Annotated in this window: 15 protein-coding genes; 6 read left to right on the forward strand and 9 right to left on the reverse strand. The window is 71.1% G+C overall.

Annotation, left to right across the window (positions count from 1 at the left end):
• The first annotated feature begins 14 nt into the window (after nucleotides 1-14).
• Entirely contained in the window at nucleotides 15-662 is a 648-nt protein-coding gene (locus ACWCRD_RS36560; RefSeq protein ID WP_450970019.1) for a hypothetical protein, read from the forward strand.
• On the opposite strand, the gene ACWCRD_RS36565 is transcribed toward ACWCRD_RS36560, so the two are convergent.
• Together ACWCRD_RS36565 and ACWCRD_RS36570 are read right to left on the reverse strand one after the other, a co-directional pair.
• Nucleotides 640-4,374: an nSTAND1 domain-containing NTPase gene (locus tag ACWCRD_RS36565; protein ID WP_450970020.1), complete on the reverse strand. Its 3,735-nt coding sequence runs from the start codon at nucleotides 4,372-4,374 to the stop codon at nucleotides 640-642. The genes ACWCRD_RS36560 and ACWCRD_RS36565 overlap by 23 nt on opposite strands.
• Before the next feature lie 177 nt (nucleotides 4,375-4,551).
• A complete protein-coding gene (locus tag ACWCRD_RS36570) occupies nucleotides 4,552-6,327 on the reverse strand; it encodes an LPXTG cell wall anchor domain-containing protein (protein ID WP_450970021.1) in 1,776 nt (591 codons plus the stop codon).
• Nucleotides 6,328-6,572: 245 nt separating this feature from the next.
• On the opposite strand from ACWCRD_RS36570, the gene ACWCRD_RS36575 reads away from it, so the two are divergent.
• The 4 genes from ACWCRD_RS36575 (at nucleotide 6,573) to ACWCRD_RS36590 (ending at nucleotide 10,758) form a co-directional block, all read left to right on the forward strand.
• A complete protein-coding gene (locus ACWCRD_RS36575; RefSeq protein WP_450970022.1) occupies nucleotides 6,573-6,734 on the forward strand; it encodes a hypothetical protein in 162 nt (53 codons plus the stop codon).
• Between the two features lie 146 nt (nucleotides 6,735-6,880).
• Nucleotides 6,881-7,411 (forward strand): SigE family RNA polymerase sigma factor, encoded by a 531-nt coding sequence (locus ACWCRD_RS36580; RefSeq protein ID WP_450970023.1) that lies wholly within the window; start codon nucleotides 6,881-6,883, stop codon nucleotides 7,409-7,411.
• Nucleotides 7,408-8,190, forward strand: coding sequence for a hypothetical protein (locus tag ACWCRD_RS36585; RefSeq protein WP_450970024.1), 783 nt, complete (start codon nucleotides 7,408-7,410; stop codon nucleotides 8,188-8,190). Before ACWCRD_RS36580 ends, ACWCRD_RS36585 begins: the two co-directional genes overlap by 4 nt.
• A gap of 120 nt (nucleotides 8,191-8,310) precedes the next feature.
• Nucleotides 8,311-10,758 (forward strand): non-reducing end alpha-L-arabinofuranosidase family hydrolase, encoded by a 2,448-nt coding sequence (locus tag ACWCRD_RS36590; protein ID WP_450970025.1) that lies wholly within the window; start codon nucleotides 8,311-8,313, stop codon nucleotides 10,756-10,758.
• A 253-nt stretch (nucleotides 10,759-11,011) separates the two neighbouring features.
• Here ACWCRD_RS36590 and ACWCRD_RS36595 read toward each other — a convergent pair whose 3' ends face one another.
• Nucleotides 11,012-12,697 (reverse strand): RICIN domain-containing protein, encoded by a 1,686-nt coding sequence (locus ACWCRD_RS36595; RefSeq protein ID WP_450970026.1) that lies wholly within the window; start codon nucleotides 12,695-12,697, stop codon nucleotides 11,012-11,014.
• 945 nt (nucleotides 12,698-13,642) lie between these two features.
• Between ACWCRD_RS36595 and ACWCRD_RS36600 the strand changes: the two genes are divergently transcribed.
• On the forward strand, nucleotides 13,643-14,245 hold the full coding sequence (locus tag ACWCRD_RS36600; RefSeq protein ID WP_450970027.1) for a hypothetical protein: 603 nt from the start codon (nucleotides 13,643-13,645) through the stop codon (nucleotides 14,243-14,245).
• Nucleotides 14,246-14,421: 176 nt separating this feature from the next.
• Here ACWCRD_RS36600 and ACWCRD_RS36605 read toward each other — a convergent pair whose 3' ends face one another.
• From ACWCRD_RS36605 to ACWCRD_RS36630, 6 genes are all read right to left on the reverse strand, one after another.
• Nucleotides 14,422-14,847 carry a hypothetical protein gene (locus ACWCRD_RS36605; RefSeq protein ID WP_450970028.1) on the reverse strand — a complete coding sequence of 142 codons (426 nt, stop codon included), beginning with the start codon at nucleotides 14,845-14,847 and terminating at the stop codon, nucleotides 14,422-14,424.
• A complete protein-coding gene (locus ACWCRD_RS36610; RefSeq protein WP_450970029.1) occupies nucleotides 14,844-15,122 on the reverse strand; it encodes a CopG family transcriptional regulator in 279 nt (92 codons plus the stop codon). The genes ACWCRD_RS36605 and ACWCRD_RS36610 overlap by 4 nt, the downstream gene beginning before the upstream one ends.
• Before the next feature lie 43 nt (nucleotides 15,123-15,165).
• Complete coding sequence (locus ACWCRD_RS36615) at nucleotides 15,166-16,077, reverse strand: phosphorothioated DNA-binding restriction endonuclease (protein WP_450970030.1); 912 nt, start codon at nucleotides 16,075-16,077, stop codon at nucleotides 15,166-15,168.
• A gap of 65 nt (nucleotides 16,078-16,142) precedes the next feature.
• Nucleotides 16,143-18,584, reverse strand: a complete 2,442-nt coding sequence (locus ACWCRD_RS36620; protein ID WP_450970031.1) for a helicase-associated domain-containing protein — start codon at nucleotides 18,582-18,584, stop codon at nucleotides 16,143-16,145.
• Nucleotides 18,585-19,088: 504 nt separating this feature from the next.
• Nucleotides 19,089-20,324 carry an SWIM zinc finger family protein gene (locus tag ACWCRD_RS36625; protein ID WP_450970032.1) on the reverse strand — a complete coding sequence of 412 codons (1,236 nt, stop codon included), beginning with the start codon at nucleotides 20,322-20,324 and terminating at the stop codon, nucleotides 19,089-19,091.
• A complete protein-coding gene (locus ACWCRD_RS36630; protein WP_450970033.1) occupies nucleotides 20,321-23,185 on the reverse strand; it encodes a DEAD/DEAH box helicase in 2,865 nt (954 codons plus the stop codon). Before ACWCRD_RS36630 ends, ACWCRD_RS36625 begins: the two co-directional genes overlap by 4 nt.
• Between the last annotated feature and the right edge of the window lie 305 nt (nucleotides 23,186-23,490).

Genomic DNA, 23,490 nt, shown 5'->3' on the forward strand with positions numbered 1-23,490 from the left:
GAGGAACCCCGGCCATGCACCCGCGCCGTCTCCGCCGTCTCCCCCGCACCGCCCTGCCCGCGGCCGCCGCCCTCCTGTGCGCTGTGCTGGCCTCCTGCTCCTCGGGCGGCGCGTCCCCGGCCGCCGCCGGAGCTTCCCCGGCCGGGGCCGGTCAGGTGAAGACCGTCTCGCCCGGCCCCGCCGTCACCCCCGCCGTCACTTCCTCGCCCAGGACCCTGCCGCCTTCTCACCTGTGCACCGTCCTCGACCGCTCCGCCGCCCAGCAGGTCCTGACCGGCCCGAAGCAAGCCCCCCGCCTCGCACCCGGCAAGGGCAAGGCTCCGGACTCGTGCAGCTACGCCTCCGGCGACGGGACGGCCCTGCTGACCCTCAACCCCTCCGACCGCTCCTACGCCGCCGAACTCTCCGCCTCGCACAACCTGGTCCGCGACCCCGCGTCGGCGGGCATGCGCGACGTGAAAGTCGCCGAGGTCCACGGGCTGGGGCAGGGCGCCTTCCGCGAGACGGTGCAGGTGCTGCAGCCGCCGCAGAACGTCGCCTACGTGGTGTGGAGCGCGGGTTCCAGGGCCTGGGTGCTCACCCTCGCGGAGACCGACGGGGCGACGGACGCCGACCGCCTCGTGTCGCTGGCCCGGCAGATCACCCCCCGGCTCCCGCACTGACCCCGCACACCCGCCGATAGGGCGCGTCCGGCACGTACGTCCGCCACTGTTCCCGGGTCAGGCCGCCGCCCGCCCGGGCGCAGACCCGCGCGATCGCCCGTGCGGGGTCGACGGCGTACCGCTGGAGCGGGACGTGCGCACTTGACGCGTACAGGGTCGTGCCGTCGGGTGAGAAGGCCAGGGACTCGACGGCGTCGCCGGGCGTGGTCAGCGGGGTGCCGAGGGGCTGGCGGGTCGCCACGTCCCACAACTGCAGGCTGCCGGCGTCGCCGCCCACCGCCAGCGTCCGGCCGTCCGGGCTGACGGCCAGCGCGTTCACCGCCTCCGGGCGGTCACCGAGTGGCTCCGGGAAGACGTTGCGCAGCACACCGGCACGCCGGCTCGCCGTCCTGTCCCACAGGGCGACCCGGCCCATCTGGTCGCCGACCGCGAGCAACGAGCCGTCGGCCGAGAACCCCACCGCGCCCACCTGCTCACCCTGCACCAGGTCGCGGCGCGCCACCTCGGCCGACGGCAGCCCGGCCAGCCGTCCGTCACCGACGAGCAGCCCGCCGTCGGGGCGGACGGCCAGGTGGACACTGGCCAGCCCCCGCAGCACCGCCGTCCTGCGGCGGGCCGCGGTGTCCCACGCCTCGCCGTACAGGTCGCCGCCGGGCCGAAGTGAGACGCGGGCGGCGTACAGGGTGCGCCCGCCGGGTCCGAGAGCGGTCTTCACCACCGGGTCTTTGGGCAGGACCAACGTGGAGCGGACGCGGTGACGGGCGAGGTCCCACACCGTGAACGACTGTGAGACGACCTCCCGGCCGGGCGCCGAGACACCGTACGCGAGCGCCGTGCCGTCCGGGCTGAACGCCAGCAGAGCGAGGGGGTCGTCAGGTATCCCCGGGTCGGGATCGCGGGGGACCGGCACGTCCACCGGGGGCAGGGTGCTCAGCAGCCGGCCGTCGGCGCTGGCGCGGAGCCGGAAGAGGTAGCGGTTGCCGGATCGCTCGGCCGTGGCGTACGTACGGCCGTCGGGGCTGAAGCCGACCGCGTCCACCGGGGAGGCGCGCCAGGCCGGGGTGAGGGCCGGGCCGAGGTCGAGGGTGTGGACGGTGCTGCCCTCCAGGTAGCGCAGCGTGCGGCCGTCCCGGTCCCAGGCCAGACCGCTGTAGGGGCGCTGGTTGTTCAGGGAGTGCCGGAAGACGGGCGCTTCGGGGGCCGCGAGACGCCACACCTGGATCTCCTCGCGGTCGGCCGTCGCCACGAAGGCGCCGTCCGGACTGAAGGAGGCGTCGCGCACCTCGTCGCCAAGGTCGGCGATCCGCTTGCCGGTCCCGGTGTCCCAGACCCGGAGCCCGGTGCGGGTGCCGGCGGCCAGCCGGTCCTTGCCGAGCGCGAGGACGGTCGTGTTCGCGTCCGCGTCGCACAGACGCTCCTTCTGCCAGTCGCCGGGCAGGGCACGGCGACCGGGGATGTCCCACAGTTGCGGGGCCTGCCCGCCGGAGCAGACGGCCGCGCGCCGTCCGTCCGCGCCGAGCGCCGTGACCGTGATACCCGGTGCCGGGGCCTCGAACAGCACGCGGCCGTCCGCGATCGAGCGCAGCCGCAGCCGGTCGGCCTCGGTGCTCAGGAAGGTGCGGTCGTCGCCGGTGAAGTGGACGTCGGTGTCCTGCGGCAGCGGGTCGGGGCCGCCGGTCCGGTGCCCGGTGGCGGTGTCCCACAGCCGTATTCCGTCGTGGCCGCTGATCACGAGCACCCGGCTGTCCGGGCTCGCCCCGAGGACCATGCCGTCCGGCAGCCGGCCCGAGCCGGTGCGCCGGTGCGTTCTCACGTCCCAGGTGCGCCAGGTGCGGTCGCCGGGGCTCAGCAGGGTGCGGCCGGAGGCGGAGAGGGAACGCCAGGCGGAATCGCCGGGCACGGGGTCGGTGAAGGTGTCCGTCTCCTGCTGGGCGAGGGAGCCGAGCAGGGCACGGCGGGTCTCGGGCAGCTCGGCGACGCGCCAGGCGGCCGCGCCCAGCAGCAGCGCGGTGTGCGGGTCGGTGGTGCGCAGCGCGTCCGCAACGTCGGCGACCTGGCGGGCCGCTTCCTGGGTGCGCCGGCGCTGGTTGTCGTCGTAGGCCTGCCAGACGGCGAGAGCCGTCAGCAGCGCCACCGCGAGGACGGCGGACAGCGATCCGGTCAGGATGCGGTGCCTGCGGCTGATATGGGCCGCGGCCCGGTGCTCCGCGGCCCGGGCGTCCAGCGCGGCGGACAGGAAGTCCCGCTCCGGCACCGTCAGCGCGAGGTCGGCCGCCGGGTCCGGGAACAGCTCCTCGGCGCGGGCCAGCCGGTTGCCCCGGTACAGATCGCCCGGGTCGCGGTCGTGCTCCAGCCAGGTGCGGGCCGCGTCCGCGAGCATCCGGTGGTGACGGAGGCGTTCGCGGTCCTCCTCGATCCAGTCGTGCAGCCGGGGCCAGCAGGTGATCAGCGCCTCGTGGGCGAGCTGGACGCCGTGCTCGTCGGCGGTCAGCAGCCGGGCCCGGGTCAGCCGCTCCACCACCACCCGCACATCGGCATCCGCCCACTCCTCCAGCTCGGCCCGGGTGAGCGGGCGGCGGGTGTCGGGGGTTCCCTGGCCCGGCTCGACCATCCGCAGCAGCACCCGCCGGGCGGCACCCGCCTGGGCCGGGGACAGTCCGCCGTACACCTCCTCCGCGGTCGCCGCGATCGCGCCCCGTACTCCGCCGGCGGCCTCGTACCCGGCCAGGGTGAGCATCCGGCCCCTGCGGCGGCGCCAGGTCTCCAGCAGGGCGTGCGAGAGCATCGGCAGCCCGCCGGGTTCACCCTGCACCTCGTCCACCAGGCGGGCGGTCAGCGTCCGCTCCACACGGCATCCGGCCTCCTGCGCCGGTCCGACCACCGCCTCCCGCAGCTCGTCCGCCGTCATCGGGCCGAGCAGCAGCCCGGCGCCGCGCAGCGCGTCGGCGAGGCCGCGGTGTTCGGCGCAGCGGGCGTAGAAGTCGGCGCGCACGGCGACCAGTACGCGCAGTCTGCTGTCCGGGGCGCGGGCGGCGAGCAGCAGGTCGACGAATCGGGAACGTTCCTGCGGGTCGCGGCAGAGGGTGAAGACCTCCTCGAACTGATCCACCACCACCCAGCTCTCCGGCTCGTCATCGGCGGGGCTCAGCAGATGCCCGTACGTCGTGGCCGGCGTGGCTCCGGGGGTGAGGATCCGCAGGGCGGCCGGGCAACCGCGCGCCGCGATCTCCTCCTGCAGCCGCGGGACCAGCCCGGCCCGCAGCAGGGACGACTTCCCGCTCCCCGAGGGGCCGAACAGCACCGCGAACCGGTGTTCGCACACCAGGTGCCCGACCTCGTCGACCATCCGGTCGCGGCCGAAGAACACATGCCGGTCGTCCGGCTCGAACCGGGCCAGACCGCGATACGGCGACGGTGCGTCCTCGCCGTTCTCCGCGGGGGCCTGGTTCACCGCCGCCTCGGCGGCCTTCCAGCGCAGCTCCCACTCGGCGGGATCGCCCCCGCAGGCGCGTCCATAGCCCTGGACCACGGCGAGGGACGGCAGCCGTTCACCGGCGGCGGCCTGCGACAGCGCGGTCGCCGAGAAGCCTGCCGCCTTCGCCATCGTCCGGTAGGAGGGGCTGCCGGCCGCCTTGCGCAGCTCGCGCAGCTCGTGCGCGAGCCGTTGGACGGGCCCGGCCGTCGGGTCCACTGGTCTCTCGGGCCGCCCCATGAGGCGTACCTCCGTAGGTGCGGTACAGGACATCCTTACATTCGACCTGACGACCCTACGGACAGCAGGGTGACGTTCGGGTTGTCTGCGAATGACGTGCAGGTGACCGCAGTCCGACGACCGGGGGCTTGGTGACCGGGCCGGAGGCTGTGGTCCCACGCCTGCGGCCCGTGGGGTTCACCTGGCGTGCGAACCCCTGCTGCGGCGCATGCGAAGGACCAGCACCGATCCGGCGGCGAGGGCCAGCAGGCCGGCGAGGGCGCTGTACACGACGGCGTTGCCCATGCCGGTGGAAGCCAGGCCGCCGGCCGCTTCGCTCCGGTCCGGCCGGCCGGCGGGTACGCCGGCTGCCGAGGCCTGCGCCCGGGTGCCGATCGTGCCGGAGGCGGGGGCGACCTTCGCAGCGGCGGTCGGAGTGGGGGCGGGAGACGGGGCTTCGGCGCGGGAGGCCGCCGACGCCGGCTTCAGCTGGAGAGTCGTGATCGAGTAAGGGGGCAGTGTCTGTGCGGCCGCCGTTCCCCGCGTCGCCGTGGCCAGGGCGGTGCCGCCCTTGGTGTACGAAACGGTCCTGACCGTTCCGTGGGCGGGGGTGTATCCGGTGTAGGAGAGCGACACCTGCGACGCGTTCTGCGGGTTCTTGTTGATCAGCATGACGTTCAGGCCGCCGTTGCCGGTGCGTACCGCGTGCACGGCGACCGACAGGTCGGCCGAGGACGCCTTGACCATGGTGTCGCCGGGCCGCGCGAGTGCGGTCAGCGAGCGGATGCCCCAGTAGGTGGAGAAGGGCGTTTCGCGGGCCGGTTCACAGGTCCCGCCGGAGCAGCCTCCGACGGAGAGAACGCCCCCGTCCTGGTAGTCGGTCTCGCCGTGGACGGTGGTGGGCTTGCCCGGCCCGTTGTGCAGGTCCCACCAGTCGACGCCGACGACTCCCTGCTCGAGCCAGTTCATGTACGTGTCCGGCGCGAACAGCGCCGCGGCCTGGCTGGTCTGGGCCACCGAATTGGCGGTGGAGGTCTCGGTGATCGCGATCTTCACCGAGGCGGCGTGCGGGCCCGCGTAGGTGTTGATCAGCGAGCGCACCGCGGAGGCGGTGCCGGCGATCCTGGCGGGGGAGTTCAGCAGGCTCGCCGTGTTGTCGCCGGCCGGGTACCAGTGGACGATCACGAAGTCGATCGACTTGGCCGCGATGGAGAGCACGGTGTGGTTCCAGTCCGCGCTGTCGCCGGAGGCCTTCACACCGTCCGGCCAGGAGCCCGGAGTGTTGAGCACCGCGCCGATCTTCACCTTCGGGTCCACGGCCTTCATCGCCTTCGCATAGGCGAGGAGGTTCTTCGCGTACTCCCTCGGGCTTTTGTCGGCGTGGTTGTCGACCTCCCATTTGCTGCCGTAGTACCCGTTGCCCGAGACCTCGTTGCCGATCTCCCAGTACTTCACGCCGTAGCCCTTGTCGACGTTGGCGTACTTGACCCAGTCGGCGGCTTCCTGCGGGGTGCCGGAACCGTAGTTGGCGGTGATGATCGGCTGGGCGCCGACCTTCTTCGCGGTGGCCATGAAGTGGTCGAAGTCGGTGCCCGGCGCGGCCCAGCTGCCGCCGGTCACGGTGTGGGTCTTCCAGTGGTAGGCGTCCGCGACCGAGCCACCGGGGAAGCGCAGCTGCCGGATCCCGGCCGCCTTCATCAGCGACGCCGCCTTGGCGTCGTTCATGTAGGTGTCGTAGACCGCCGTGTTGAGGCCGACTCCGGTGCTGGGCACCGTGCCCAGCGAGGTGCCTGCATCGACGGTGACGGCGACGGTCGGCGCGGCGTTCGCGCTGAGCGCCAGGACGCCCGCGCCGGCCCCGGCCAGCAGGGCCGCCACCGTACCCGCCATGATGCGGCGGCGCGTTCGGCTACGGCGGTGCGTGCGGCCCCGAGGCATCGGCTGCTCGGTGGTCGTCGGATCGTCAGGTGACACGTTGGGGCTCCCGATCGGAGTGTGTGAACAGGGGCGGCGTGGTGCAGCCGACTGCGCCCGCCGTGGTTGGTGCGCTCCTAGGTGGCCGCTCGGCAAGGAAAGGTTGCCGCCGTGTCCGGTGTTCTTCGGATCCCATGCGTGCGGTGCACCGGTCGCCGAGAAATCAGCGTCGGGGGCGGCAACCTTCTCGTCTTCTGCGGCAACTGGGGGCCGGAAGGCCAAGCCGAACTACCGAATGGACGGGCATGAGGGCAACGAAGCACGCCGCGCCGCAACCGTGGCGCAGTCGCGGACTGGTCACGGGCACTCCCCTGGGGCTGCTGGTCGTCGGTGTGCCGGCGTGCGCGGCCCTGACCGTCCTCACCGGGACGGTGCAGCCGACCGGCGTCCAGTGCGCCGGGCGTTGACCAGTTCGCCGGTCGGCCTTCACCGGCCCGCAACCGAGCACGGTCGCTGTTCGAATCCCGGGCCGGGCACTGTTAGGCTGCGCCCCCCGTTGTTGTTAAACGCGCAACTAACGCGCACATCATTGCCAGGAGAGGGCGACCGGGGGATGGTCCTCGATGACGCGTCCGCGGAGTTCCACGAATTCTTCGAACGCCACTATGCCGAACTCGCCCGTCTGGCCCACCTCCTGACCGGTGAGGCCGACGCGGCGGACGACCTCGCAGCGGATGCCCTGGTCGCCCTGTGGCAGCGCTGGGATCGACTGCGGCAGGCCGACCACCCGCTCGCGTACGCCCGCGGTGTGGTGGCCAACCTGGCGCGGGGACGCATCCGCAGCGCGGTGCGCGAGCGACTCCGGGTCGCGCTGTTCTGGTCCCGCAGCCCCGAGAAGGTGGAGGGGCCGGACGTGGCGGCCGTACTGGACGTCCGCGCGGCGCTTGCCCGGCTGCCGTTCCGCAAGCGGGCCTGTGTGGTGCTGCGGCACGCCTTCGACCTGTCGGAGAAGGACACGGCAAAGGCGCTGGGCATCTCGGTCGGAACGGTGAAGAGCCAGACCTCGAAGGGAATGGCCGAGCTGAAAAGGATACTGGGCGAGCGAGCAGTCGGGGACCTGATGGCAGGGAGGAGGAACCGGTGAACGAGGAGATCGCCCGTCAGCTGCGCGAGGCCGCCGAGGCCCACCGGCCCGACCGCGCGAGGATGCTGGCCCGGGTGCAACGCGGCATGGCCGGCCCCGCCGTCCGTCACCGCGCGCGGCCGTTCGCGCGGTCCGGTACCAGGGTCGCGCTCGCCGGGCTCGCCGCCGCCGGCATCCTGGCGACCGGCGGCCTCGCCGTCGCCGCCATCGTCACGCACTCGTCGCCGTCGGCCACGGTGACCACGCCGGCCACCCCGTCCCCGGACGCCACCTCCCGGAAACCGACCCCGGCCCGCCCCATCCCTGTCGCACCGGCCCCGGTCACCACCCCGGGCAGCTCGCAGGCGACTCCGCCGACCGCCGGTCCGTCACCGTCCGCCGGTGAGAGCCAGAACGGTCCGCTGTGGTCGGCCGGCTCCGTGGCCCCTCAAAGCACCGTCTACTGGACGCAGAGCAACCTCGTCCTCAAGACGACCCAGCCGCTCACCGCGCTCACGGTCGAGATGCGGATCGTGCAGACCGGCGGGGTGAAGAAGACCGGTACCTGGCAGACCCTGCCGAGCGATGACTTCACCATCACCACCCGGGAGGCCGACGGCATGCTGGTCTACCGCTGGGTTCTCAAACCCGGCCTGACCGTGCCGGCCGGGAGCTATGAGATGGCCGCCCAGTTCAACAACGGCACCGGCGTGCGCAGTGCCGCGGGCGACGGCTACCGCGTCGACGCGCAGGGTCCGGGCGGCTCCGCGTCGGTCCGGGGAGGGTTCGTGGGGAGATGACGGTGGCCGCGCAGGAATCCTCCCTCGATCGCGGCAACCTTTGCATGCGTGGCGGCAACTGCCTGGTAACCGAGGCCGGATCAAGGCCCGTCGTGCCAGAAGGACATGCCGTTGAAGGACATGCCGTTGTCAGATCAGAACCGCTCTCATCGCCGCCGTCCAGCCACCCGTCGCGTGCTCGCCGCCGCCGTGGTCATCGCCGCCGCTGGTGCCGCTGTACCGCTGGTCGCCATGGCCGCCCGTACGCCGGCCAACAGCACGCCGACCACGGCCGCCGCTGCAGCAGCAGGCAGCGGCCGCTACTTCGGTACGGCAGTGTCCTCGGGCAGGCTCGGCGACTCGACGTACTCCACCCTTCTCGACCGGGAATTCAACATGATCACCCCGGAGAACGAGATGAAGTGGGACACCACCGAACCCTCCCGCGGCAACTTCAACTTCGGCCCCGCCGACCAGATCGTCAGCCACGCCACCGCGCACGGGCAGCGGATGCGCGGCCACACCCTGGTGTGGCACTCACAGCTGCCCGGCTGGGTGAAGTCCATCACCGACGCCAACACCCTGCGCAGTGTGATGGACAACCACATCACCCAGGAGATGACCCACTTCAAGGGCAAGGTCTACGCCTGGGACGTGGTCAACGAAGCCTTCGCCGACGGCGGTAGCGGTCAGCACCGCAGCTCGGTCTTCCAGGACGTGCTGGGCAACGGCTTCATCGAGGAGGCCTTCCGCACCGCCCGGAACGCCGACCCCTCCGCCAAGCTCTGCTACAACGACTACAACATCGAGAACTGGACCGACGCCAAGACGCAGGGCGTCTACGCGATGGTCAAGGACTTCAAGTCCCGCGGCGTGCCCATCGACTGCGTCGGCTTCCAGAGCCACTTCGGCGCGGGCGGCCCACCGCCCAGCTTCCAGACAACCCTGTCCAAGTTCGCCGCCCTCGGCGTGGACGTCCAGATCACCGAACTCGACATAGCCCAGGCGCCCGCGACCGCGTACACCAACGCCGTCCAGGCCTGCATGAACGTCGCCCGTTGCACGGGCATCACGGTATGGGGGATCAGGGACAGCGACTCGTGGCGCACCGGTGAGAACCCGCTGCTGTTCGACGCGGGCGGCAACAAGAAGCCCGCCTACGGCGCCGTGCTCACCGCCCTGGGCGGCAGCGGCAGCGGCGGGGGCTCGGCGGACGGGGGACTCACCTCCGGCGCCGTCTACACGCTCTCCAACGCGGCTTCGGGACGCGTTCTCGACGAGCCCGCGGGACAGAACGGCAACGGCACCCCGCTCCAGGTGTGGGACGCCAGTGGTGCCTCCAACCAGCAGTGGCGGGCCGGCCGCAACAGCGACGGCTCCTACACGCTGACCAATGTCGCCAGCGGCCGGGTCCTGGACGAGCCGGGCAACCGCACGGCCAACGGGACGAGCATGACGGTCTGGGACTCCAACGGCGGCGCCAACCAGCACTGGCGGGCCCGCCGCAACAGCGACGGCTCCTACACGCTGACCAACGTCGCCAGCGGCCGGGCGCTGGAGATCCCCGGCGGCCGGACCGCCAACGGCACCCCCGTCCAGATCTGGGACTCGGCCGGCGGCGCCAACCAGCACTGGAACTTCAGGACGTCGACCCCGACAACGCCCACGCCGACGGGCGCCACGTGCGCTCTTCCGTCGACGTACCGGTGGACGTCGACGGCTCCGCTGGCGCAGCCGGCGAACGGGTGGGACGCGGTGAAGGACTTCACCGACGTGACGTACAACGGCAAGCACCTGGTCTACGCGTCGAGCGTGTCGGGATCGGGATACGGCTCGATGATGTTCAAGCCCTTCACGAACTGGGCGGACATGGTGTCGGCCGGCCAGACCGGCATGAGCCAGAAAGCGGTGGCGCCCACCCTGTTCTACTTCGCGCCCAAGAACATCTGGGTACTGGCGTCCCAGTGGGGCGCGTCGCCCTTCGTCTACCGCACGTCGAGCGACCCCACCGACCCCAACGGCTGGTCCGCGCCGAAGCCGCTGTTCACCGGCAGCATCCCCGGCTCCAGCACCGGCCCGATCGACCAGACCCTGATCGCCGACGGCCAGAACATGTACCTGTTCTTCGCCGGCGACAACGGCAAGATCTACCGGGCGAGCATGCCGATCGGGAACTTCCCGGGCAGCTTCGGCTCGTCGTACACGACGGTCATGAGCGACACGGTGAAGAACCTCTTCGAGGCGCCGCAGGTCTACAAGGTCCAGGGCCAGAACCAGTACCTGATGATCGTCGAGGCGCGGGGTGCCAATGAGCAGCGCTACTTCCGCTCGTTCACGGCCTCCAGCCTGAGCGGTTCCTGGACCCCGCAGGCCGCCACCGAGTCCAGCCCCTTCGCGGGCAAGGCCAACAGCGGTGCCGGCTGGACCAACGACATCAGCCACGGTGACCTGGTCCGCGACAACCCCGACCAGACCATGACCATCGACCCCTGCCACCTGCAGTTCCTCTACCAGGGCAAGTCGCCCACAGCGAGCGGCCCCTACGACCGGCTGCCGTGGCGGCCGGGCGTCCTCACCCTCCAGCGCTGACCCGCCCGATCCGGCGTGGACACCTCCACCCGCTGACCGGTACTCACCGCCTCGAGGAACCCCATCCGTGCATCGGGTGGGGTTCCCGTCGTCTGGGGACCAGACGGAGGCCCGGCGGGGTTTGTCCGGCAGATGGGTGTGCTCCTGATCCTGTGCTGCGTGGGCGGCGCCGACCTGAGGAGCCCGCAGCTCCGTGAAGATGACGAATGCGCCCCCATCGGAAAGATGGGGGCGCATTCGTGTCTTCCTTCGCCTACTTGAGCGCTGTGCCACCTGAGTTGTGGTACGCGATCGTCTTGTTGATCAGGTTTCCGCCGTCGGTCTCGGCCGTGGTCTGTTCCTGCTGCCCCGGCCCGAAGAGCAGCCCGGCGACATGGGCGTTCGCGACCTGGTCCATGTGTGCGAAGAACCAGTCCACCTTGTCGTCCTTGTAATGGTTGAGGGTGTTGTTCTGTGCCATGTTGCCCACGGGGATCTGCCACAGGACCACCGGCTTGCCCACGGACTCGGCCATCGTCTTGTAGAACTGCAGCGCGGCGGCGGCCTTCTGGTCGTTCCAGAAGTGGTCACTGCCGCCGTGGGCCGGCTGTGCGTACCAGCCCGCGTCGCGGTCCGACACATCGGTGACCAGGAAGTCGGCGTTCTTCGCCCCGAGGTTCGCGTAGTCCTTGACGCATGCCTGTGTGTTGGTCTGCCAGTCGAAGCAGGAAAGGTGCAGCCCCACGGCGGTGTTCGGCGCGTACTTGTGCGCCATCGAGATCAGGCACTGGGCCAGGCCGGTGGCGCTGTTCTCCTGCGATCCGCAGTCCGTCGGATTCGAGGCCGTGACCTGTGCGGGAACCTGGTGCGGATTGCCGAGCGACCGGACATAGCCCCAGAAGTCGGGTTCGAGGTCGATCGCGTCGTGCGACGTGCCGATCTTCTGGAGGAAGAAGCGGTAGTCGTTCAGGTACCGGGTGAGCAGGTCCGTCCTGTTGATGGCCTGGACCTCGCCCGGGCCGTCGCCCTGGCCTGCCGCATCCCCGAGGTCGCGCAGCGAGTACCAGGTCCAGAGCATCTTCTGCGGGCGCGGGCTGCCCTTGTACGTCGCCTGGGCCGCCACGGTGTCCCGATAGGTCACATAAGTGCCGGGCGCCGTGGTGCTCCCGGTCCAGCAGCCCCACCAGCCCGACCACCCGTCGTGGCAGCGCGCAGCCGTGTAGTAGTCCGACGAGGGCGCGGGCTGGCTGTGCACATAGGCGTACCGCACGTCGAACGGCGCGGCGGCGGCCGAGGCGTCGGACACCGAGCCGCCGACAAGCACCGTGCTGCTGCCCATGAAACGCTTCGTCGAGCTTCCGCCACCCGCAACGGGAGACGGCGCCGACGACGGGTGCGAGCTGCTCGGAGCCTGGCTGGTGGGAACGCTGCTGCTCGGCGCGGTGGGCGTACCGGCGCTGCCGACGCTCCCGGCCGGGACGAGTTGCCACTGCTGAGTGGCGCCGCCCCGGTCGCGGTTCTGGACGACACCGATCCCGTCCGCCTTGGCGGCGTTGCGGACATCGACAGCCATGCCACTGAAGCGATTGACCAGACGCACGTAGCCGTTCGACGACTTGGCCAGTTTGAACTGCTGGTTGGTGCCCTTCAGGTCTTTCCACTGCACGAGGGCGGAGCCGGCGGTCTTCGACCAGCCGAGGTCGTCCAGCACCTTGCCGGAGTTCCGGTTCTGCAGCCGGTAGTACCCGTCACCCGCGTCGATGAACCGCCACTGCTGGTTGGGGCCGCCATGACGGCTCCACTGCACCACCGCCGCGCCGTCGTTCTTGGCGGAGCCGCGGTCGTCCAGCACCTTGCCGCTGTTGCGGTTGACCAGCACGTACCACTTCTTCAGATCCAGGGTTTTCTGCTCCGCCGAAGCCTGGCTGACCACGACAGCCGAGCCGGCCACGGCCACCATGGCGAGACCCGCCCAGAGACCCCGACGCGCGAGCAACCGACGGCCACGATGCTTCGGGCGACCACCGTGAACGCCGCCGTCGGCACGACGGCCGCCGACGCGGGACGCCACCGATGACGTGGGTGGGTCGGGGACATGTCTGTGCTGTCGTTCCAGGGACACGCCTGTGCTCTCTTTCAGCCGTTGCATCTGACCGGGCCACTTGGCCGGACAGGACTGAGTGGTTCGAGAGGCCGAAAAGGTTGCCGCGAAGAGCCACAGATTTTTCGCCGGCCCCGCCGCCGGACTTCCCCACGGATGGAGATCGATGCCACCGCTGGGAGAGCTGAGCGACGATGAGGGCCTCGGCCCCTTCGTCGGAGGCGTCCAGACCGTTCCGGGGCCTGTGGCTTCACAACTGCTGATCACTCCTGGACCGGCCTGCCGACGCGCAGCAATCGGTGGTCGGCTCACTGCCAGTGGCTCCTCGGGGCCGTACACCGCCTGAAGGCCGGAACAACCGGTCCCGCTGCGGGAGACCGCCACGAGCGGACCGGCTCGTCGGTGATTGCTGCCCGGTGCCAGTACCAACCGATCGCTGGCGCGGCGGGCGGGGGCCCGTCCGGCAGGAGGCGGGCGAGGGGGGCTCCCCCTGATCTGCGCCGGATCATGGGGAGTGCACCATCTGAGACCAGGGCGCCGGTCATACTCGCCTGACGACGATCGATTACATCGGCAGGGGCCCGGGTTGTGGTCGCCATGACTCCCTGTGCCGCGAGTTTTGCGGAGGATGTGATTCCGATGGGAAGGGCTGGATCATGGCTGTTGTGTCCCAGGCGGGGCTTGTTCTAATTTGACGCGAACACTTCATCTTGGAGTGGCGCATTGTGTGACCAGCACAGGAACGCCGGCCGACGAGCCTGGGGCGCAGGGCAGCTGCTGTTAAGCCACACGCTGCCGAAACGCATGGCGACCCATGTCGACGGCCGCAACGTCACCGTGCCGGTCTACCAGTTCGTCATCGCACTCAGCCTCGGCGTCGCCATCGTGCTCGTCGGCCGCATCCTGTCCCGGGAGGAACCGGTGAGCCATCCACACGAGCACAGCAAGCGAACCGTCTGGTACCGCACGCAGTTCAGCAGATGGATGATCACCGTCGGCGTGGTCATGGCGATAGCCCTCGCCGTCATCGCGGCCATCAATGCCTCCTACCGCACCGTCAGCCTCGTCCTCCTGCTCGCGGCGGCCGCGTTCCTCGTCACGGGCGGCATCAAGGTGACCGTGTCCTCGCACGGCGTGACGGTCGCTTCCGCACTCGTCCCGTTCCTGCGCCGCACCATTCCTCCCGAGCGGATCACCCACGCCTCAGCACGCTGGACCCGGCCGATGGAGATCGGCGGCTGGGGCTACCGGTGGAAACCGGGCCTGCGCGCGCTCTCCCTGCGCGAAGGTGACGCCCTGTGGCTGGAACTGGTCCGGGGGACACACTTCGTCATCACCGTCGACGACGCTCAGACCGCAGCGGACCTGGTCAACCAGTATCTTCCCGGACCCGGTGAGGGCCGCTGACATGCTCGTCACCATCGACCTCGTGAGGGGTTGCCCCCAACACGCTTTCCAAATGTTCGTCTGGGGGTTCAGGGAGGGACGGGGGCGTTCTGACCTGGGACGGAGCCGACAGCCGGACGGTTGATGAACGGCTCTGGACGGGGGAATGAGACCAGAAGTGAGACCAGATTGCCGGGTCACACCTTCTTGACGAAGATCGACTCCGGAACCAGCTTCTCCAGGTCGTCCACGTCTGAGGTGAAGACAGTGACCTGCCCCTTCTGCTGGCGCGCGATGACGGCGAGCACCGCGTCGATCGCGTACTTGTGGCCGTGCAGCTTGGCATCTGCCAGCAGGCGGCGGGCCTGGCGGGCCTCGTCCTTTCCGATATCGGCGACACTGAGCCGCGAGAGCACCCAGTCCCAGCGTTGCTCGGTGGTTCTGCCGTCGTACGCCTCGATCAGTGACATCGGAGATGTCACGACCTCGGCTTCACCTCTGGCCGCGAGGTCGAGCCATGCGATCATCTTCCGGTCGCCGCGCACGGCCAGGGACAAGGCTTCGCAGTCGAGCACGAAGACACGAAGTCGTCGCTGCCCCGGCTCACCGGCCCGCTTCTTCACGCGGCCTCTCCCGCGCCGTGCGTTCCGGCGGCGCGACGGCGCTCGTGCTCGGCGTCGAGCTCCTCCAACTCCTCGAACGCTGCCGTGCGCTCCTCCTCGGTGAGGGAGCCGTGTTCCTCCTGCAGCCAGTCGGACAGCTCCCGCAGCCGGTCCCGGTCGCGCTTGAAGCGCAGCGCCTCGGCGACGTACGCCGACAGGCCCCGCTCCGCCGCCTCCGCGCGGATCTCGTCCAGGAGATCCTCGGGAATCGTCACCGTTACCTTCTTTGTCGCCATACAAGAGACCATACTCTTGGTATCGCGCTCCTTACCAGTGCGTTCATGTGACCACCGGATCGGCGATCAGACGGTCGTGGCGGGGGCTGCCGTGGAAGACCTGGCTGGTGTGCCAGGAGCGGTGGGCGGCGGCGATGGGGCGGACGCCCGGCTGGGGACCTATGACCGGACGGCCGGCGAGCGTGATGACGTGCTCGCGGGCGGCGGTACTGCGGCCGACGAAGCTCTGCGAGACCAGGATGCGGTGGCCGTCGCCGATGCCGAGAACGCCCTTGTCGAGGAGCTTGTGGTGCAGCGAGCACAGGCACAGCCCGTTGTCGATGTCGTCCGGTCCGTCGAACGCCCACCAGCGCACATGGGCGGCCTCCAGCCCGACCGGCACCGCGCCGATCCTGCCGTCGTACCCGCAGAAGGCGCACTGGTACTCGTAGGCTGTCAGGACCATCTCCCGCATCCGCCGGTCCCGCTGCCTGCGCGCGGCTGACAGCCGCCCGGTCTCGGCCTCCTCCAGTTCCAGGCCGACGGCTTCGCACAGCTCGCCGTGGAGGGAGGGCGGGAAGTTCAGATCGAGCAGCACCCGAGTCATCCGGCCGAGCAGGGAAGGCTCCCGCCGTAGCGCCGCCCGCAGCTCCGGCGTCAGCCGCCCGGCGGCCCCGGTCGCCCGCAGCTCCCTGACCCCGGTCCCGGGGCTACCCGTCCCGCGCTCGGTGCGCACCTCCCACACTCCGTCACTCACCAGGTGATGGAAGGGATAAGCGGGCGTCGTCCGGTTACCGGGCCCGTACTCGTCGAGCAGCCGCCGCAGGTCATGCTCCACCGCGCTGTACCGCAGCTCGCCGTCGGCGTCCTGCTGGAACCGGCTGAGCGCGTACAGGAACAGCAACGGCTTGTGCGGAGCCCGCACCCCACTCCTCGTCCACTGCCTCAGCTGCGCGGTGCGCTCGACCCAGTCCATGACCGGCGATCGTAGTGGCGGCTCGTCGAACAATGACCCGTGCACGGGGTGGGCCAGGCCGAGGGCTACGCGGGCATGACGCCGAGGATGCGGGAGAGGGTGAAGACCCGTTCGTCCTCGCGCAGATGGCACCAGGCATACAGATGGGGCGGGTCGAGATCGAGCTCGCTGAGGGTACGTACGGTCCGGTTGCCCGAGGCGGCGACGTACTCGACCGTGATGGCTGTGCCCGCGTCGACGGCGTGGGCGAGCTGGCGGACATCGCTGTACGTCAGGTTCTTCGCGTACCCGGCGACGATCTCCTCGGTGTCCGTGCCGTAGGGGACCCCGGTGCCGAACGGGTCGGGATCCGGAAGTGTCGGCGGGGCGTCGCGCAGCCTGGCGGCCAGGGCGCTCAGGCCGACGTCCACCGGGGTCTCCGTCGGCGCAGACCGCCGTCGTTGGCCTGGGAGTGGGGTCGGAGCCGGGGCGGAGGCACGTCGGCGCCGGGTCTTCTCGACGCGCACGGTTCCGTCGGCCTTCTCGGCGACGGGGGCGTAGCCTGCGGCCCGGAGCGCGGCAAGGGCCTTGTCGAGTGGAGTCCCGCAGACCAGCACGGTCGGTGCCAGCTGCCGCAGCCCGAGCTCGGCGAGCCCCCGGTGGGCGGCGAGTTCGGCGAGAAGGGCGGGTTCCTCGCCGTGGATCACGCAGGCCGCGGGGGCGATGCGCACACGGCCGTGAGCGCGCGCGGTGTCGTGGATCAGATACGACAGCGGCTGGGGGAGGGCGCCGACGGCGACATCGGCCAGGTCGGCGGTGATGGCGTCGGGTGTACGGCCGGTGTCCAGGGCGCCGCGGATGCTGCCCGGGCTGAACCGCCACACGGATGCCGTGCCGACGGCTTCCCGGTCTGCGACGGCGTCCAGCAGGGCGGCCAGGCGGGCTGACGGTGTGCCCGTGACGACGGCGGTGAGGTCCGCGCCGAAGCGGGCCGTGCCGGTGGCCGTCGGCAGCAGCCGCCGACTGGCCGCGGCCAGTGCTTCCCCGTCATCGGCCTGCAAGGCTGCACCGATGCGGGACAGGGAGCCGCGGGCAATCACACCGAGCAGTTCTGCTTCGCGGACCACGGAGGCGAAGGGCGTGGCGTCCTGGGGGAGTTGATGGGTGAACGGACGGTGCCAGGCGACGAGCGGCCCCAGTTCCACTGGGCTCCGCACCCCCTGGTCCGCCGGGAGCGCCACCGCCGCGGCGAGAAGCCCGTCCCGGGCCTGCACACAGCCGCCACAGGGTGGTGTTCCGGCGAGTGCGGGCAGCGCCTTGCCGTCTCCGTCGCGGGCCTGGGTCGGGGTCAGCGGCAGCGTCCGCCACGCCTGGAGAAGGGCGGTGAGCTGCTCCGCCGGTTCCCGCTCCGCCCAGGCGTCGTAGCCTTCCGTCGCCGCGACCCGGTCACCGTCCCGGGCCAGCAGCCCGGCGTCGTACGCCGTCTCCAGGACGAGGCGTACGACGATGTCGTCGCACTGTGTGGCCTTGCCGATCCGGGACAGCTCACGCGCCCCGACCCCGCCGGACTTCAGACGGGCCGGCGGAGACGCGGCGCACGCCGCCAGAACCGAGGCGGCGTGGGCGGCGAACGCCGTGGCGGCTGCCGCCGCCTCCCGATCCACCTCCGCCTCGGTGACGGACACCGTCTGCACGATGGGCGGGCACGGCTCGAACGGGGCGTGCCAGTCGGCCCCTCGCAGCGCGAGCGTCACCTCGGCCGGCATGCGTGCGGGCCCGTACCCGGAGTACCGGTCCTGGACCAGGAGTCCTCGCTCCAGCGCCCACCGTGCACCCGGTTGGGAGTCGGCCCGTCGGGCCCCGAGCATGAGGAACTCTGTCTGTTCCTGCTTCTGTTCACGCTGGTGACGGGCTCGCTGCTCAAGCAGTTTCCGAGTGACCGCAGGCGCTGAAGCGACCACCGCGGCCACCCGCTCCGGATTACTGTGGTGTTCCAGCAGCGTGGCCAGCCGATCTTTCTTGGTGGTGCCGGGAGCTGGGATGCCCAGGGCCACCAGCATGCGCCGCAGTTCCTCGGAGGTCGTGTCCGCCAGTAGCCGGGCGAGCGGCGCGTCCAGCCCCAACGGCGAATCCCACGCCTGCCGCAACGGCGCCGCCATGTGGAGCAGCCCTTGGCCGTCCGGCCAGACGAGCGCGTGATCGGCCAGTGTCTCCAGGGCCGTGTCCAGCCCGCGATCGGTCTCCGTTTCGGTCACGTCAAGCAGGTCGGCCAAAGCGGCACGTGGTACGGGTCCCAACGCCGCCAGCGCCTCAGCCACCTGCAGCTGTGGCAGCGCGAGCTCCGCCAGCACCGGTGCCACCGACGCCGGGCGCTGAAGGCGGTCCGCGAGTTCGCCGAACGATCGTGGCTCCGGCAGGGACACGGCATCCGGGCGAGTCGCCAGGACGCGCTCAAGTCGACCGACTTCCAGACCACTCAGCCACGTGGCCAGAGTTGATCCGCTGGGCTTGCCGATGGGGCACCTCACCAAGACGACGCCGTTGCTCTTCGAACCGGAATCGGTCCTGCACACGCTCCAGAATGGCGCACGGCGGGGGACACCCGCGTCCTGCGGCGGCAGGAAGCCGCTCGTGAGTGAAGGCGTTGCCCTGGCGGTCGACCCGTCAGCGCCAAAGCGAAGCGGTGAAAAGTGCCTTATGCCGGAAATAAATGAGACCAGAACTGAGACCAGGGCATGCCGAGAACCCCGGCCGCTGAGCGGTCCGGGGTTCTCGTTTCGCCTGATCAGGCGGCTGCGGAGGATACGAGATTCGAACTCGTGAGGGGTTGCCCCCAACACGCTTTCCAAATGTTCGTCTGGGGGTTCCGGGGCGTACGGCAATGTCCTGACCTGCGGTGCAGCTGGTCCTGGCGGGTGCTCTGAACGGTGCTGGACGCCGGTGAATGCAACCAGAACTGCAACCACGGAAGTGGATGCAGCGTGAGTGTCCAGCTTCTGCTCGTGGCTCCTGGTCAGCGGGGAGTCGCCTCCTTACTCGCCGTTCTGCGACCATGCCGCGGTGAGTGCGGTGACCGGGTCACCGTCGGCTGGTGCCGCGGGCCACCATTCGCCGTCGTCGTCCTGGAGGTAGGGGTACCAGCGGGCGTCGGGGCCCAGACGCAGTTGGATGCCGTGGTGGGTGAGGGTGAGGCGGTTGCGCCAGGCTCTGAGGTGTGTGGGGGAGTCGGTCATCTCGGAGAGGGCCGCTTCCAGGGCGGTGCGGGTGGCCTTCATGACCTTCGGGTCGGGAGTGTGGGGCTGTTCGGCGACGGTGATGCCCGTGGGGCCGCCGTGGCGCCAGGCGCGGGTGAGGCGTGCGAAGGCAGTGGGTATGGTGCCGGTGTTCTGGGTCAGGTGGTGGAACCACTCGGGTCCGGGGTTGCTTGCGGCGATGCGGACGGCGTCCTGGTGCTGGGTCAGGTGCAGGTCGGCGGTGTCGCCCGCGAGGAGCCGGGCGGCTCGCGCGGTGGCGTCGGCCATGAGGCGTTCCAGGTCCGCGGCGGCCAGGCCGGTGCCGGGTGGCGGGGCGACGGGCAGTGCTGTGGTGTGGGCGGCGGGTTCCGGTAGTTCGGGCAGCTCGGGGGACTCCTCGGCCCAGCGGGCGTACGCGGCGGCGGCCGGGACGCCGGCCGGTGCCGGTGGGGCGGCGGTCTCCTGTGCTGCCGTACGGCGTGCGCGCAGCTGGGCGAAGACCTCCTCGCGACCGCGGCCGCGCAGCGCGAAGAGCACGAACGGGTCGGCGTCGATGGTGGCGGCGATGGCGTAGCAGAGCGCGGCGGCGTGCTTGCAGGGGTATCCCCAGTCGGGGCAGGAGCACTTGGGGTCGAGCTCGGTGGGCAGTGGGAGCAGGGGGACGCCTGCGTGCAGGGCGTCGTCCACGAGTTCGGCGGGCATCTCGTCGTCGAGAAGTGCCGCGAGATGTCCGGCGCGGGCCGCGATCGTGTCGAGAAGGGTGTCCCACTGAGGATCGGTGAGGACAGATAGGTGGACTGAGGAGTGGTACGGGCGCGGGCGGCTGCCCTGGACAGCGGCAGTGACCTTGCCCGGAGCGACGGTGACCGGGCCGACCATGCCTTGGCGGGCGTAGGTGCGTCCGCGCGAGAGCCGTCCGGCGTCCAGGGTGGAGTCCTCCAGGGCGGCCACCCATGCCTGGCCCCACCAGGTCGCGGCGAAGGCCCGCTTGCCGCGGGTGGGCGCACGGCGCGGGCCGGGGACGGCGGGGCTCATGACTGCCTTCCCAGGGCGACGAGTTCGGCGAGGTCGGCGTCGGACAGCTCGGTCAGGGCTGCCTCGCCGGAGCCGACGACGGCGTCGGCGAGGGCGCGCTTGGCTTCGAGCAGCTTCGCCACCTTGTCCTCCACGGTTCCCTCCGCCAGGAGCCTGTGTACCTGGACGGGTTTGTCCTGGCCGATGCGGTAGGCGCGGTCGGTCGCCTGCTCCTCGACGGCCGGGTTCCACCAGCGGTCGTAGTGCACGACGTGGCTGGCGCGGGTGAGGTTGAGTCCGGTGCCCGCCGCCTTCAACGACAGCAGGAACACCGGCACTTCACCGCGTTGGAAGCGGTCCACCATCTCCTCGCGCCGAGCGACGGGGGTGCCGCCGTGCAGGAAGAGAGTGGGGACGCCGCGCTCGGCGAGATGCTTCTCCAGCAGAGCCGCCATCTGTTTGTACTGCGTGAAGACCAGTACGGATTCGCCTTCGGCGGTGATGGTGTCGAGAAGCTCGTCGAGCAGGTCGAGCTTGCCGGAGCGGCCCCGCAGGGGAGTGGACTGGCGCAGGCCGTGCTCTTTCACATACGGGGGCTCTCTCAAATACTGGGCGGGGTGGTTGCAGATCTGCTTCAGCGCAGTGAGCAGCTTGAGTACCAGACCGCGTCGGGCGATGCCCTCCGACTCCGCGATCTTCGCCATGGTCTCGCGGACCTGTGCCTCGTACAGGCTGGTCTGCTCGGCCGTCAGCGGGACGACGTGGTCGGTCTCGGTCTTGGGCGGCAGTTCGGGCGCGATGCCGGGGTCGGACTTCTTGCGGCGCAACAGGAAGGGACGTACGAGACGGGACAGGCGCTCGGCTGCCTCGGGATCCTCGCCCGCCTCGATGGCGCGGGCATGCCTGTCACGGAATGCGGTGAGTGAGCCGAGGAGCCCGGGGGTGGTCCAGTCGAGCAGTGCCCACAGCTCGGAGAGGTTGTTCTCCACGGGGGTGCCGGTGAGAGCGACGCGGGCGCGGGCGGGCAGGGCGCGCAGTTCGCGGGCGGTGACGGCGTAGGGGTTCTTGACGTGCTGGGCCTCGTCGGCGGCCACCAGCGACCAGGCTGTCTCGGCAAGCACTTCGCGGTCGCGGCGCAGCACCCCGTAGGTGACCAGGACGATCTCGTCGCCGGCCAGGTCCCCCAGGTGGCGGTCGCCGCCGTGGTAGCGGCGTACGGGGGTGAGCGGTGCGAATCCGGCGGCCTCGCGCTGCCAGTTGCCGAGCAGGGAGGCCGGGCAGACGACAAGGGTGGGGCCCGCGGTGGTGGGGTCGCTCTGGCGGTGCAGGTGCAGAGCGAGCAAGGTGATGGTCTTGCCCAGGCCCATGTCGTCGGCGAGACAGCCGCCGAGGCCAAGTGCGCACATCTCGGCCAGCCAGGCCAAGCCCCGCTTCTGGTACTCGCGCAGCGTGGCCTTGAGGGCGGCGGGCTGGGGCACGGGGGTGCGGGACTCGGGGTCGCGGATACGAGCGACCAGGTCGCCGAGCGCACCGACCGCCGCACAGGGGACCCGGTCACCGTCCCTCTCCCAGCCTCCGGCCGGGGGGACCCCCATCTCGCTTCGCTCGGCCTCGCCGGTCAGCGCGGCGCTCAACGCCTCCATGGGGGTGAGCGGTTCCATCCGGCGGCGCTTGGCGCGGGCCACCAGCTTCGGGTCGGCGACCACCCACTGGTCGCGAAGCCGGACGAGGGGACGGCGTGACTCCGCGAGAGCATCCATCTCGGCCTCGGTGAGCGGCTCTCCGCCGAGGGAGACCTGCCAGCGGAAGTCGAGGAGGGCCTCGGTGTCCAGCAGGCCGCCCGCGGTGGAACCGGGGGCGGTGCGCTGCCCGATCTCCGCGGTCGCGGTGAGCGCCTTGACCAGGTCGCGCGGCCAGTGCACGTCGACACCGGCCGCGCGCAGCGCGTCCGTTGCGTCCCCGAGGAGATCGAAGGCTTCGTCGTCGGTCAACCGGAGCTGATCGGGAGCGGCGTCGTCGAGCAGCCTCCGCAGCGGGGACCAGGCGCGGGCGCCGCGGCGCAGGGCGAGAAGGGTCTCGGTCTCGGCGCGCGGGCCGAGCAGCCGCTCCACTTCGGCCGGCTCGGTCCACAGCCGTGCGGCCTCGACGACGAGCGCCGGGTCCGCCGCGGTGTGCAGTTGCAGGACGGCCCGGAACTGCCGTCGGCGTCCTTCGGGTACGTCGACGCGCAGGGAGACCCTGACGTCGGCGGTGAGCGCCGCCTGGGTTTCCTCGGCCCATTCACGCAAGGTGGGCACGGCGCGGGCCTCGCGCCAGGCGTACGGCAGCGCTCCCATGGCGAGCGGCGCGGCCGGCGTACGGACCAGGTCATCGGCGACCGCGTCGCAGAACTGGCGTACCAGCGCAGCCGGTTCGGCGATCCGTACCGGAGCAGGGCCAGGCTCGGGCAGGCAGTGGGCGTGCGGCGGGAATGCGGCGGCCAGGGCGTCCAGCGCCTGGCGCTGGGCGGCGGTGAAAGGGCCCGCCTCCCAGGTGTCGTAACCGGCGGGGGTGAGGGCCGGGTGGAGGCGGCCGTCGGCGAGCAGTCGCAGCGCGAAGCGGGTGGCGGCCTGCCAGGCGGCGCCGGAGGGATGCGTAGGCTCCGCACCGGCCAGGGCGGCGACAGCGACGGCGACAGGCAGCGCGTAACCCTCCACCCTGCGCCGCCTGACAGAGCGGCCGTGCGGCAGGACCAGCTCCACCGTCTCGGTCTCAAGGCCGGTGGGCGCCATACTGTCCCCGGCTGCTGCCCCGGTCGGCTTCCACAGCAGCAGCCGCCCAAGGCGGGCGGGCTCACCGGGCAGGAACACGGCCGCCCAGCCGGCGCCGAGCAGCTCCCTCACGAAGGTGGACGTTTCCTGCCGGGCAAGCGGCGGTGCGCTCCTCGCGCCCGTACTCGGCTCTCGTACGACGACTCGTGCCACTCTCTTCCGCCCTGTCGCTTGCCGGGCCCTCCCCTGGGCCCTCACTACCGAACCCCACCAGGCAACGTCACACACTGGCAACCGCGAGCCTTGGCTTGACTGCCGGCGACGGCGCCACGACGGATACGCCGCTGCTGAACACACCGGTCCTCAGCCGTACGGTGCAGCGCTACGGTGAGGCCATGAGTACCTGGCCCCGGCCGCGCTGGAGGCGTTGATCGAAG

The organism is Streptomyces sp. NPDC002092 (assembly GCF_053593775.1).